The 13,066-nt window shown below is 57.4% G+C and carries 12 protein-coding genes; 4 read left to right on the forward strand and 8 right to left on the reverse strand.

Annotated elements, in window-relative coordinates; translation table 11 throughout:
* Position 1: 1 nt before the first annotated feature.
* Positions 2-523, forward strand: coding sequence for a glutathione peroxidase (locus tag ACR0LI_RS11850; protein WP_480718560.1), 522 nt, complete (start codon positions 2-4; stop codon positions 521-523).
* Here the strand turns inward: ACR0LI_RS11850 and ACR0LI_RS11855 are convergent.
* Positions 499-1,386 (reverse strand): DMT family transporter, encoded by an 888-nt coding sequence (locus tag ACR0LI_RS11855; protein WP_171635254.1) that lies wholly within the window; start codon positions 1,384-1,386, stop codon positions 499-501. The two genes, ACR0LI_RS11850 and ACR0LI_RS11855, sit on opposite strands and share 25 nt — an antisense overlap.
* Positions 1,387-1,568: 182 nt before the next feature.
* Here ACR0LI_RS11855 and ACR0LI_RS11860 point away from each other — a divergent pair, with 182 nt between their 5' ends.
* Positions 1,569-2,765: a BCCT family transporter gene (locus ACR0LI_RS11860; protein WP_171635777.1), complete on the forward strand. Its 1,197-nt coding sequence runs from the start codon at positions 1,569-1,571 to the stop codon at positions 2,763-2,765.
* 201 nt (positions 2,766-2,966) lie between these two features.
* Here ACR0LI_RS11860 and ACR0LI_RS11865 read toward each other — a convergent pair whose 3' ends face one another.
* The 5 genes from ACR0LI_RS11865 to ACR0LI_RS11885 form a co-directional block, all read right to left on the reverse strand.
* Positions 2,967-3,326, reverse strand: a complete 360-nt coding sequence (locus ACR0LI_RS11865; protein ID WP_348539561.1) for a CHAP domain-containing protein — start codon at positions 3,324-3,326, stop codon at positions 2,967-2,969.
* 479 nt (positions 3,327-3,805) lie between these two features.
* Positions 3,806-4,093, reverse strand: coding sequence for an HU family DNA-binding protein (locus ACR0LI_RS11870; RefSeq protein WP_117871130.1), 288 nt, complete (start codon positions 4,091-4,093; stop codon positions 3,806-3,808).
* 130 nt (positions 4,094-4,223) lie between these two features.
* Positions 4,224-5,687 carry an AMP nucleosidase gene (locus ACR0LI_RS11875; protein WP_171635253.1) on the reverse strand — a complete coding sequence of 488 codons (1,464 nt, stop codon included), beginning with the start codon at positions 5,685-5,687 and terminating at the stop codon, positions 4,224-4,226.
* Positions 5,684-7,486: an adenine deaminase gene (gene ade / locus ACR0LI_RS11880; protein ID WP_480718561.1), complete on the reverse strand. Its 1,803-nt coding sequence runs from the start codon at positions 7,484-7,486 to the stop codon at positions 5,684-5,686. Before ade ends, ACR0LI_RS11875 begins: the two co-directional genes overlap by 4 nt.
* Positions 7,487-7,594: 108 nt before the next feature.
* Complete coding sequence (locus tag ACR0LI_RS11885) at positions 7,595-8,464, reverse strand: LysR substrate-binding domain-containing protein (RefSeq protein ID WP_209835603.1); 870 nt, start codon at positions 8,462-8,464, stop codon at positions 7,595-7,597.
* A 112-nt stretch (positions 8,465-8,576) separates the two neighbouring features.
* On the opposite strand from ACR0LI_RS11885, the gene ACR0LI_RS11890 reads away from it, so the two are divergent.
* Entirely contained in the window at positions 8,577-9,332 is a 756-nt protein-coding gene (locus ACR0LI_RS11890) for a class II aldolase and adducin N-terminal domain-containing protein (RefSeq protein WP_171723960.1), read from the forward strand.
* A gap of 57 nt (positions 9,333-9,389) precedes the next feature.
* On the opposite strand, the gene ACR0LI_RS11895 is transcribed toward ACR0LI_RS11890, so the two are convergent.
* The gene (locus ACR0LI_RS11895) at positions 9,390-10,022 is read right to left on the reverse strand and encodes a class I SAM-dependent DNA methyltransferase (RefSeq protein ID WP_171635247.1); all 633 of its coding nucleotides are present in this window, start codon (positions 10,020-10,022) and stop codon (positions 9,390-9,392) included.
* A gap of 88 nt (positions 10,023-10,110) precedes the next feature.
* Here ACR0LI_RS11895 and ACR0LI_RS11900 point away from each other — a divergent pair, with 88 nt between their 5' ends.
* Positions 10,111-10,956, forward strand: a complete 846-nt coding sequence (locus tag ACR0LI_RS11900) for an SDR family oxidoreductase (protein ID WP_171635245.1) — start codon at positions 10,111-10,113, stop codon at positions 10,954-10,956.
* Between the two features lie 5 nt (positions 10,957-10,961).
* Here ACR0LI_RS11900 and ACR0LI_RS11905 read toward each other — a convergent pair whose 3' ends face one another.
* A complete protein-coding gene (locus tag ACR0LI_RS11905; RefSeq protein ID WP_480718562.1) occupies positions 10,962-12,581 on the reverse strand; it encodes a GMC family oxidoreductase in 1,620 nt (539 codons plus the stop codon).
* Positions 12,582-13,066 lie beyond the last annotated feature (485 nt).

Below are 13,066 nucleotides of genomic sequence, written 5' to 3' on the forward strand. Positions count from 1 at the left end.
CATGATGAGATTGCTGCTTTTGACTGCCCTGATCTTGCTGGGCCGCGCCATTCAGGCGGCGCCGCTGACCGGTGAGTTCGACTCGATCGACGGAGGCACATTGGCCATCGAAGAGTGGCGCGGCCAACCTATCCTGGTGGTCAACACCGCGTCCCAGTGTGGGTTTACCGGGCAATACAAGGCTCTGCAAAAGGTGCATGAGGACTATTCCGGCAAAGGGCTGGTCGTTCTTGCGGTTCCGTCGGATTCGTTCAATCAGGAACTTGGGTCCGCGGAAGAGGTGAAACAGTTCTGCGAGATGAACTATGGGCTGACCCTGCCGATGACGGATATCACTCCGGTCAAAGGGGCTGACGCTCACCCGTTCTACAAGGCCGTTGCCGCGCAGACCGGGTTCACGCCCAAGTGGAACTTCAACAAGATCCTGATCAATTCTGAGGGTGAGGTCGCAGCGACCTTCGGGTCAAATGTCAAACCCGATTCCCGCAAACTGCTGTCTCAGGTCGAGGCTTTGCTGCCTTGAACGGGTTGGCGTGAAAGCTGAACCGCAAGAATGCCAAGGGTTGTAACGGTGACGCCAACCGCATCCATGGCGCCGAGTTTCTCGCCCAGCAGGATCGCCGCGATGGTGACCCCGAACACGGGGTTCAAAAAGTGGAAGGTGGCGGCTCGTACGGCTCCGATCCGGTCCAACAGCAGGAACCAGATCAATGTCGCCAGCAAACCGGGGAAAAGGGTTGTGTAGGTAAAGGCCAGCGCCAGTGGCAACGTCGGGTGGATGTAAATGGTTTCAAAGACCGGAGCAGCCGCAAACAGCGCGGCAGAACCAACCAGCATCTGCAGGCCAACGACCATCATGAAATTCCCGCCGGATGTTGCACCGCGAACGGCCAACGTTGCGAAGGTCAAGGCAAGAGCACCCACACCGCAAAGCGCGACGCCGAACATATCAACGCCCGCGCTGATCCGGCTGCTCATGATAAGGGCGACTCCGGCGAAACCGGCGAACAGACCCAAAACACCCAGTGGCCGCAGCTTTTCGCCGAAAATCAACCACCCCGCCAGCGCCACCAACAAGGGCATGGTGGATGCGATTATGGCCGCGACCGAAGCCTCGACCGTTTGCATCGCATAAAAATTTAGACCCAAATACAGGGCATTTTGGCAGATCCCGAACAATATCGTTGCGCGCCACTGGTTTCGGGTCAGGTGCCAGCTTTGCCCCATCGCGCGGGCAATCATGACCCCCAGAACACCAGAGATCAGAAACCTCAAGGCCAGCGAAAACAGAGGGGACGCATCCGCCACGATAATACGCGCCGAGGTAAAGGCAGATGACCAGATCAGGGCAAATGTCAGCCCCATGGTTATGGCGCGCAGATCCATGGAGACCCCCTGTCACTTTGCGCGGACTGTTTCTGATTTTGGGATCGGTCGCAAGCGGTGCGCGTCAAAAAAGACACATGCGTGATGCAAGAAAAGTCTTGCGCATGTTTATATTGATTGACCAGCCAATTAAAGATATCGGCGGCAGGACCTGACATATCAAGGGAGGTTTGTCGGTGCTTCTGGAGTACATTCTATCGTTCGGCGTCCTGCTGGCATTGGGGCTGGTCGCTTTCTTCGTCGTGAAATGGTGGAACCTGCGCTGTGTCGGCGTGACACCGGTTCATCTGTTCACGTTCATCGCGATTCTGTTCACATCCGGCCTAGATGTCGGCCTGATCATGTTTCCACTGACCGAATTCGGAGGATACGCCGATGACCCGGCCTATGCCTTTGCCAACCCGCTGGCGATCGAGTTCGGATTCTGGGGTTTTCTGATCTGGGCCTTCTATTTCCTGACGGCCTTCTACTTCTGCGTGATCGAACCCCGCGTGAAGTTCTTTGAGATCCCGCTGGTCAAGCTGATCAACAACGTGGTGATCATTGGCACCTGTGCCTTCACCGCCAGCCTGTTCCTGATCTACCTGCCCGGCTATCTGCCCGAGGTCGGCGATGGTGAATCCGTCGTTACCACCTTCTACATCATCGTGTTTGTCGTCATTCTGGCGGCGGCCTATTCCTCGACCGATCTGAAATACGTTCGCATCCTGTCCGTCGGTTCGACCTTTTTGTTCCTTGCCCTGATTCTGGGCATGTGGGCAGCCGCAGGTATGGGCGTGACCGGGTTTGTGGAAACCGGCAGAAATATCGGCGCCTATTTCGCCAACCTGCACAAGTTCGTCCTGCCATTGACCGACTATCACGCGTTCTACCTGTTCTGGTGGTTTGCATGGTCGATCATGATCGGACAGTTTACGTCGCGCTTTGTGGGTGGCCTGACCACGTGGCAGTTGCTGGCGGCGCTGTTGATCTTCCCGTCGATCCCGCTGGGGATCTGGTTCACCGTTCTTTACTATTACCACCTGAACGACATCAGTACCGCTGGCATCACCAACATTGCGATGGTGATCGTGGGTGTGACGTTCGTGATCAACTCATTGGACTCGCTGATCCGTCTGTACACAGACAACCTGAACCTGACCGTCGAGCGGTTCGGAAAGGCGATCTACGTGGCGGGCAACGTCGCACTGCTGTTTGTCCTGACCCTGTTGTTCCAAAGCCAATGGCTGCAAATCCAGTGGATCGGAGCAGTCGTGGTTGGACTGTATCTGGCTTGCGTCGTCTATATCCTGATCACCAAACGCCAAGAGGTATTGAGCATCGACTCGATGCCAGAAGATCGTGATCTGGACTTCCACAAGGTTGAAACGGTCCACTGACCGGACCAGAGACACGGAACAGAAACGGGCACCTCTAGTGCCCGTTTCTATTTTTACCGACAATATCGCAGCTTTGGACAATCTGCGGGCTTTTCAACCGCGCGACATCCCAACCCGGGCGGCGGCTGCCTTTACGGTACGATCAAAAGGAATGTTGCCCGCGCTGCGATCAACTCGCCCGTGAAATGAAGTTGGGCAAGGCTATTCGTCAACCGCCGGATAGATGAACCCGTTTACCGGGTAGGGATTGCCGTAGTGGCCCGGTTGGCTTTCAACCCGAACCAACGTCCAGTCATTGTTTTTGGAGACGTCCCTGACGCCCATCTTCAACGACACCTTGTTTCGGTGCCAGTTGGCATGATTCACGATGACTTCCCGGTCGGTGACGATATCGGATACGACAGCCACATGGCCCAGGGGCATTCCTCGGGTCGCCCGAAACGACATAACCGCACCAACAACCGGTTCCTTGCCGCGCTCAAACACTTGCTGCGCCCGTCCCCACCAGTCTTTCGCATTGCCGCGAATTTCAATACCGCTGAGGTCTCGGGCGTAGGGCACGCACCATACTCTTTGACCTCTGGCCCGCTTTTTCGAGACCTCTTGCAGCGCCATCAACTGGCGTTCAGGGTCGAGATTCGCATTGGTGGTGTTTTGCGCGCAGGCAGAGACAAGAGTGATAAGACCCACCGCAATCGCGGAACGGGCGCTGCCGGACAAGCACGGCCAAGTTGTTTTCTTTTTACAGACGCAGTTTTGCAAGATATTTCATTGCCGGTTCGAAGACTGACGAAGTTGTAAGGTGATCAGACAAGTCTTGAAAAGAGGCCCGCAAACACCATGGCAAGATTTTGCCAGTTCTCTGACCCAGGTTCAGGTCAATGGCTGCCCTTGAAGGCGCATTCTCACCTTGGTGGCGAATACCGGGCCGAAATATGTTGTGCGAAACGGGTTCAAAACCCGCAGGCACAGAATATTCAAGACGATAGAAAAAAGAGCCCCCCAAAGGCGGCCCTTTATCGTTGGCTAAAAAGTTGAAATCAGCCGTTTACGCTGTCTTTCAGTGCCTTGGCGATGGTCATTTTCACAACCTTGTCGGCTTCCTTGGTGAAGGTTTCACCAGTGGCCGGGTTGCGGACCTGACGCTCGGGCCGCTCGCGGCAGTAGATTTTGCCGACGCCGGGCAGGGTCACTGCGCCACCGGCCGAAACTTCGCGGGTAATCAGGCCGGTGATGGCCTCCAGCGCAGAGTTTGCGGATTTCTTGTCGGTTCCCATTTCCTCAGCGAGAGCAGCAACCAGCTGAGTCTTTGTCATAGGCTTTGCCATTTCTTGGTCTCCTTAACGTGCCCGATCTATAGGGCCTCACCGCGTAACTGTAACGGGATATTGTGGCCAAACACAACGAATAGTAGCGCTGAAACCCCTAAAAATATGGGGAAAACGTTGCTTTTTTGCGTCAGAGGAAGGCCGTTTCGTCGAAGGAGCGCAGTTTCCGGCTGTGCAAACGCTCCAACGGCATGCCGCGCAGATGCTCCATCGCTTTGATGCCGATGGCCAGATGTCGGCTGACCTGAGTGGTATAGAACGAAGACGCCATGCCCGGCAGCTTCAATTCTCCGTGCAGGGGTTTGTCCGACACGCACAGTAAAGTGCCATACGGAACGCGGAACCGATAGCCGTTCGCGGCAATGGTGGCACTTTCCATATCCAGCGCGATTGCCCGGGATTGGCTGAGTCGCTGGACCGGGCCGGACTGATCACGCAATTCCCAGTTTCGGTTGTCGACCGAGGCCACAGTGCCCGTCCGCATGATCCGTTTAAGCTCATACCCTTCCAGTTCCGTCACCTCGGCCACGGCGTGTTCCAGCGCCACCTGAACTTCTGCCAGAGGCGGGATCGGCACCCAGACGGGCAGATCGTCATCCAGAACCTTGTCCTCGCGCAGATAGGCGTGGGCCAGAACGAAATCGCCCAATGCCTGCGTATTGCGCAACCCGGCGCAATGGCCAACCATCAGCCACGCGTGCGGGCGCAGAACGGCGATATGGTCGGTGGCGGTTTTTGCATTGGATGGGCCAACACCGATGTTCACCAAAGTAATCCCCGAACCATCTTTGCGCTTCAGGTGATAGGTCGGCATTTGCGGCAGTTTCAACGGTTGTTCGATAGGTGCTTTGGGGTCCGTGATTTCGGCATTGCCGGTTGAAACAAAGCTGGTATAGCCGCTGGCAGGGTCCGCCAATTGTTCTCGAGCGTAGTTTTCGAATTCCGAGACATAGAACTGGTAGTTCGTAAACAACACGTGATTCTGAAAGTGACCTGCATCGGTGGCGGTGTAGTGCGCCAATCTGGCAAGCGAATAATCCACGCGCTGGGCGGTGAAAAGGGACAAGGGCCCAACAGCATCCTCATGGACATGCACGCCATTGACGATGTCATCATTGGTGGTTGTCAGGTCCGGAACATCAAACACATCGCGCAGGGTGAAGTCGGCTGCGCCCTGATGAGGCACGACCAGATCGGGATTGTTTGCCACGGCAAAATGCACCGGAATCGGTGTGTCCGACGCCGCAATTGTCACAGGCTGACCATGGTTCTTGATTAACAGGGCAATCTGTTGGGTCAGGTAGGATCTGAACAGATCCGGGCGCGTCACCGTCGTGGCATGAACACCAGGTTCAGACACATGGCCAAAGCTCAGGCGGCTGTCGACTTGGGAATAGGTCGAGGTTCTGATGCGAATTTCCGGATAATAGGCTCTGAATCGTGCGGCAGGTGCCCCATTTTCCATGGCGTCCGCAAAGCTGTCGCACAGGAAATTGGTCGCCTGCACGTACAGCTCTTCCAACCGGGCGACAGCGGCGGCGGGATCGGTAAACTGTTCTGGCGCGGGTGCTTGTGGTGTCAGGAGTGTCGTCATGCCAATGGTTCCAGAAGTTCTATTTTTTCAAATGTGCGTACGTCGACCAACCCGAGATCCGATATTCGAAGCTCGGGAATCACGACCAGCGCCAGCAATGAATGCTGCATGTACGCGTTGTTCAGATGACAGCCGCAGTCCTGCATCGCCTGCACCATCCTGTCGGCCTTGGCCGCGACTTCGGCGGCGGGACTGTCGGACATCAGGCCTGCGATCGGCAGTTCGACCAGCGCCAGTTCCTGCCCGTCCCGGAACAAGGTGATGCCACCGCCCACTTCGGCCAGACGGTTGGCGGCCAGCGCCATCTGATCGCGGTCCGTACCGACGACGATCATGTGATGACTGTCATGCGCCACGGTCGAGGCCATGGCCATTTTTCCCTGATAGCCAAAGCCCGAAACAAAAGCGTTGGTGACGCCCCCGGTGGCCCGGTGCCGCTCGACCAGCGCGATCTGGCACACCTCGCCTTCGCCCTCGACCAGCCCGCCTATGATCGGCAATTCGGCCTTCAACGCCTTGGTCGGGGCCTGGTTTTCCACCACGCCGATGACGTTGGCCTGAACTTTGTTGGCCCCTTCCGGTGCCTTGATCTCAAAATCGGCCGACGTCAGCGCATGCCCCAGATGAACGGTATGGCGCGATTTTTCGGGCCAGTTCAGATGTGGACAATCCACTTTGATTGCACCGTTTTCCGCGACAACCTGCCCGCGGGCTATCACCATCTCAACCGGCAGTTCGGCCAGATCCGAGCTGAGGATGATATCCGCCCGCCGCCCCGGAGTAACGGAACCGATCTCGCGTTCCAGCCCGAAATGCGTTGCCGTGTTGATCGTGGCCATTTGCAGCGCGACCAGGGGGTCGCATCCGCAAGCAATGGCATGGCGCACGACGCGGTTGATATGCCCGTCATTCACCAATGTGCCGGAATGACAGTCATCTGTACAAAGAATGAAGTTGCGCGGATCCAGCCCTTTTTCTGTCACGGCCGTAATCTGGCTTTCCACATCATACCAGGCCGATCCCAGACGCATCATCGAGCGCATCCCCTGCCGAACCCGTGCAATGGCGTCGGCCTCGCATGTGCCTTCGTGATCATCCGCCGGGCCACCCGCCACGTAAGCCGCAAAATCAGGCCCTAAATCAGACGAAGCATAGTGCCCTCCGACCGTTTTCCCGGCCCGTTGAGTGGCTGCAATCTCGGCCAGCATCTTGGGATCACCATGGATCACGCCCGGGAAATTCATCATCTCGCCCAGCCCGATGATACCCGGCCAGTTCATCGCCTCGGCCACGTCTTCGGGCGTGATCTCATAGCCCGTCGTCTCCAACCCCGGTGCGGAAGGCGCGCAGGATGGCATCTGAGTGAAAATATTGACCGGTTGCATCATGGCTTCGTCATGCATCATGCGCACGCCGTCCAGACCCAGCACATTGGCGATCTCATGAGGATCGGTGAACATGCTGGTCGTTCCATGCGGGATGACGGCACGGGCGAATTCGGCTGGGGTGAGCATCCCGGATTCGATATGCATATGCGCATCACACAAGCCGGGCAGAATGTAGCGCCCTTGTGCTTCGATGATTTCCGTATCCGGCCCCACGCAATGCGAGGCATCCGGTCCGACGAATGCTATGCGCCCGGCAACAATCGCCACAGAATGATCCGGCAGCAATTCGCGGCTGTGTACGTTCACCCAGGTTCCGCCCTGAATGACCATGTCCGCCGCCTCGCGTCCGGCTGCAACTGCGATCAATTTGGGGGCGACATCGGGCCAGCTTGGGAAAGGTGTGTATTCCATGGCTCAACTTTCACGAATGCGTCAGCGGGTGCAACCCCGGTTCTTCGATGTTGGGGATTCCTCATACATGTTGGGCACGTCTTTTGGTTCTGGCGCGCGCGTTTCCCATTACACCTCAGACCCGATCTCACGCCGCACCCAATTGGCAAAGGCCACGGCGCCGGGTGTGTCCTCGGCCTGCGGGGACAGCAGCAGATAGTAGGACTCGGGCATTCGCGCACGGTGCTTGAACGGCGCGACCAGCTGACCGCGCTTGATCAGATGACTGGCGATCGTGTCATGTGCCAGGCAAAGACCACCGCCAGCCATGACCGCTGACAGGCAAACCAGATAGGTCGTCGCGTAGGTTATCGACGGATTTTCCCAATTCAGACCCTGATCTTCCGCCCAGCTTGGCCAGTTGGACAGCAAGTTGGAGCAGTCGAACAGTGGCTGTTCCTGGAGGTTTTCCAAGCATACCGGATAGTCTGGTGCGCAGACCGGATAATAGTGTTCGGTGCGCAGAATTTCGGTTCGGACCGTGTCGGACGGACGAAGCGAAAACCGAATCTCGACCGCTGCGCCTTCGGCCATTTCGCGCGGTTCCCAAAGCTCGGTGAAGACGTTCAATTGAACATGTGGATGTTCCGCCCGAAATGCCGGCAGGCGCGGGGCCAGCCAGTTGACGGCAAAGCTGATGTTGCATTGCACTTGAACCGCGTTTGGTTGCGCACCGGTAACCGCCCGGGTTCCGCGCATCAGTGTCCGGAAAGCCTCTCGCACAACTGGCAGATAGGTGATTCCGGCCTCGGTCAGTTCCAGAGCTTTGGGGCGGCGCAGAAACAGTGGCTGCCCCAGATGCCCTTCCAGAGATTTAATCTGCTGGCTGACGGCGCTTTGCGTCATGTTCAGGTCTCGTGCCGCGCCGGTAAACGAGAGATGGCGCGCGGCGGCTTCGAAAGTGCGCAACCAGCCCAGCGGAGGAAGCGAGTTCTGCATCTACATAACCTCGGCATAAGTTCAGCTGATGGGATAGTTGCGTTTTTTTCGTTGGTCAAACTGCCAGGCTCCATGCAGGTTTGGCCACGACCAGCCGCGAAAGGAGCCAAGCATGAGCCTCACCAGTCTTCGTCCCAATATCGACCATTGGTCCGAGCGCGTGGATATGGCCGCCACCTTCCGCTGGACTGCCCGGCTGAACATGCATGAGGCGGTTGCCAACCATTTCAGCCTGGCGGTCAACGATGACGGCACGCAATTTCTGATGAACCCCAATCAGGTGCACTTTGCGCGCATTCGTGCTTCGGATCTATTGTTGCTGGATGCCAATGACCCGAATGTGATGGAACAACCTGGCGCGCCGGACCCGACGGCCTGGGGGCTGCACGGTTCAATCCACCGCCACTGCCCGCATGCGCGTTGCGTCATGCATGTGCATTCGATCTTTGCGACTGTTCTGGCCTCTTTGGCCGACAGTTCATTGCCGCCGATCGATCAGAACACGGCGACCTTTTACAACCGTTACGTGGTAGATGAAGAATTCGGAGGTCTGGCCTTTGAAAGCGAGGGTGAGCGCTGCGCCGGGATGCTGTCCGATCCCAGGAAGAAGGTCATGATCATGGGCAATCACGGTGTTCTGGTCATCGGCAGCGACCCTGCGGATGCCTTCAACAGGCTGTATTATTTCGAACGCGCGGCCGAAACCTATATTCGTGCCTTGCAGACCGGGCTGCCCCTGCGCGTCTTGTCGGATGAGATTGCCGAAAAAACAGCGCAAGAGCTGGACGACTATCCCGATCAGGCCGAAGCGCACCTGCGTGAGATCAAAGCGATCCTTGATTCTGAAAGTTCGGACTACGCGACCTGAGGCAAAGCGATGCGCATGGTCGAGGCGGGTGGCCTGATTGTATCCGAATAACCGGTTTCAAACCCGTTCAAACAAAGCGATCAAAGCGGTGTCATCCTTGTTGGGGCCAGCCGCGAGATCTCCGTATATGCGGACTTCGGGCAGGGTCAGGTTGCGAATCTGATCCTGTTCCAATTCACGGAAAGCGTCGGCAAAACCCAGTTCCTTGAAATGGCGCGCATTGATCGAAAGGGCAAACTGCGCCCCGTGCCGGGCCACGCGTAACAGCGCGGGCAACACCTCGGGGCCCAAATGACCATGTGTGAACGTACCGGATGAAACTATGCCGGAATAGCTGTGGCGCGGAACGGGGATGCCCTGTGTCAGATCAGCCTCGATCGCGTCCCGGTAAATATCCTTGCGCATCGCCTGATCCAGCATCTCTGCGCTGATGTCGGTTGCATCAATGGGTCCGACGCCAAGCGCCGACAGCACCGCGCCGCACAGGCCGGTTCCTGCTCCGACATCCAGAACGGGCCCCTGACCACCCGCGCCGACAAATGCCCGCGCCGTGTGTGTGTGAAGCTGATAATCTTCGCGCGCGGCGAAACCGTCATCATAATCTCCTGCCCATTCCGCATAGAGCTGCCTGTTCTCGTCCGGAGAACTCAGCGCATAGGCCGAATGCAGGTCAGGTGTCTTTTTGCTCATGGCCAACAGAAAGGCGCAATCGAAGATTCGATTCAAGTGCGTCCATGCGGCGCTTGCATCCCGGTACGACGCAGATCATCAAAGGGGCATGACCAAGACGCTCTTTTCATTCGGCCATGGCTATTCTGCCCAGGCCCTGTCCCGAAACCTTGCCCCGAAGGGCTGGAAAATATTTGGCACGACGCGAGACCGTGAAGGGACGGATGCAATCCGGGCCTCTGGCGCCGAGTCGCTGATCTGGCCGGGTGAGGCACCGAACCTTGATGGGGTGACCCATTTGCTGATCTCGACGGCGCCAGATGAAGCGGGTGATCCAGTGTTGGCGGTGCTGGGCGATGAAATCGCCAAGCGGTCCGGTCAGTTCGATTGGGTGGGCTACTTGTCGACAACGGCCGTCTATGGCGACCATCAGGGTGGCTGGGTGGATGAGGACACGCCGCCCACACCGACCGCCAAGCGCGGAAGATGGCGTATGCTGGCCGAGGAGCAATGGTCGGCCATTCCGGGCCTGCCTGTTCACATCTTCCGTCTAGCGGGTATCTATGGGCCGGGGCGCGGTCCGTTTTCCAAGCTCAAGCGTGGTGGATTGCGGCGCATTATCAAACCGGGGCAGGTGTTTTCGCGCATTCATGTGGAAGACATCGCGCAGATCCTGGAAGCCTCGATGATGAAGCCGAATCCGGGAAGCATCTACAATGTATGTGACGATGAACCGGTCCCGCCGCAGGATGTCATAGGATACGCAGCCGAGTTGCAGGGTTTGCCCCTGCCTCCTGCGGTCCGGTTCGACGACGCCGATCTGACGCCGATGGCGCGCAGTTTCTACAACGAAAACAAGCGGGTTCGAAACGACCGGATCAAGGAAGAACTGGGTATTGATCTGATCTATCCCAATTACCGTGTCGGGCTGGAAGCCCTGATGAAAGGCAAGTAGCGTCTTTACATCGCCGCCGCTTTGATCATGTCCGCCGCTTTTTCGGCAATCATGATGGTGGGTGCGTTTGTATTGCCCGACACCAATGTCGGCATCACCGAGGCATCGACGACCCGCAGGCCTTCAAGCCCGCGGACGCGAAGCTGGGGGTCGACGACCGCCATTTCGTCCACGCCCATTTTGCAGGTGCCCACGGGGTGATAGATCGTGTCGGCGCGGGCGCGGATGTGCTCCTCCCAATCCTGATCGGTCTGGGCGGTATCAGTGCCGAACAGTTCTTTTTGCCGGTACTTGGCCAAAGCCGGCGCGTTGAGGATATCCCGCGCCATTCGCGCTCCTTTGATCATGGTTTCCAGATCGCGTTTGTCCGACAGAAACGCCGGATCGATGGCGGGCGCCGCCGTGGGGTCTGCGCTGTTCAGGCCTACGGCCCCCCGACTTTCCGGCCGCAGTTTGCATACATGGCAACTATACCCGTACCCGTAATGCAGTTTGCGGGCATGGTCATCGACCATAGCGATGGTGAAATGCAGCTGAATGTCGGGACGCTCCAGATCGGGGGTGGTTTTCAGAAACGCTGCGCCTTCGGCAAATGGCGTCGCCGCCATCGAGACGCCCGTCTTGCTCCACCGTTGAATATGTCGCAACAACCGCGCTGCCCCTGCCGGGCCGATACCAAAATTGTCGGTGTCTGTGGTTTTGAAGATCAACGCGAAATCCAGATGATCCTGCAAGTTTCGTCCCACGCCAGGCAGCTCGTAGTGAACCGCGATTCCGTGCGGATCAAGGTCGCTTTTTGCGCCAACACCTGAAACCTGAAGCAGTTGCGGCGTTTTCAAGGCCCCTGCGCACAGCAGGACTTCGCGTTTCGCCCGAATTGTGATGTCTGCGCCTTTGCCTCTCACACGGTATACAACGCCCGTTGCGCGCTTGCCCTCAAAGCACAGCCTTCTGGCATGTGCATGCGTGATGACCGTCAGGTTCGGTCGGTCGGAAACCGGGAAAAGATAACCAGCTGCCGCGGAACACCTTTCCCCATTCTTTGCCGGGTCGTGAAACTGGGTAACCTGATATAGACCGACGCCTTCGTTGTCGCCCCGGTTGAAGTCTTCGGTATGGCGGTGTTGCAACTGCTGTGCGGCTTGAATGAACGCATGGGTGATTGGACGAGGCTCTTTTTGCCGTGAAACCTGCAACGGCCCGCTGTCACCATGCACGCTGTCGGCGCCAAGCTCATTGTTCTCGGACCGTTTGAAGTAAGGCAATACACTGTCCCAGTCCCAGCCGTCGCAGCCCAGATCGGCCCAGCCATCATAGTCCTGCCGCTGACCTCTTACATACAACATGGCGTTGATCGCGCTCGAGCCGCCGAGTGCCTTGCCGCGCGGTTGATATCCTCTGCGCCCGTTCAGACCGGGCTGCGGGACCGTTTCAAAGGCCCAGTTGTTGATTCTGGGACGCCCCGGAAGTGCGGTAACAACAGCCGCAGGCATTCTGACGAAAAGGCTTTTCCCACCGCCACCTGCTTCAAGCAGGCAAACACTTGTGGATGGATCTTCGCTCAGGCGGTTGGCCAGAACCGATCCGGCCGAACCGCCGCCTACGATGATATAATCGAAATCCATGCTGCCTTGTGCACCTCTTGCGGCGTTTTTGTTTCTTTGACTGGTCGGGCAGGGTTACCACCTTCCTGGTGAGAGTGCGTTAATGGAGCAAAAAAACAACTGTGACCCAAAGTCAGTATTTGCGTAACCCAGCCTTTTCATGATGGTCAGATCCGGGCTGTACGCAAGGTGCAGAAAGGTTTTGCAGATCGTTTCTGTCTGCCGAACCCCTCGATTCCCCCGCAAGGGCAAGTTTTGGGGTTCCTTCCTAGGATATCCGCACGTTCCAGGCGGTCTGAAGATCTTGATTTGTTAATGTAACTTACTGTTTTAATTAACAAACACAAGAAATCGATGCGAAATGCAAAGTTTTTTGAAAATGGGGGTTGCAGGTCTCAGGCCTAATCCGTAAATACCCCTTCACCGGCGCTGCTGAGGCGCTGGGACGCGGCGGAAGCGGCGGTTACGCTCGGGAGAGACCGGGGGCATCTGAGGTTAGGATTTAG

The organism is Ruegeria sp. CL7 (assembly GCF_056536445.1).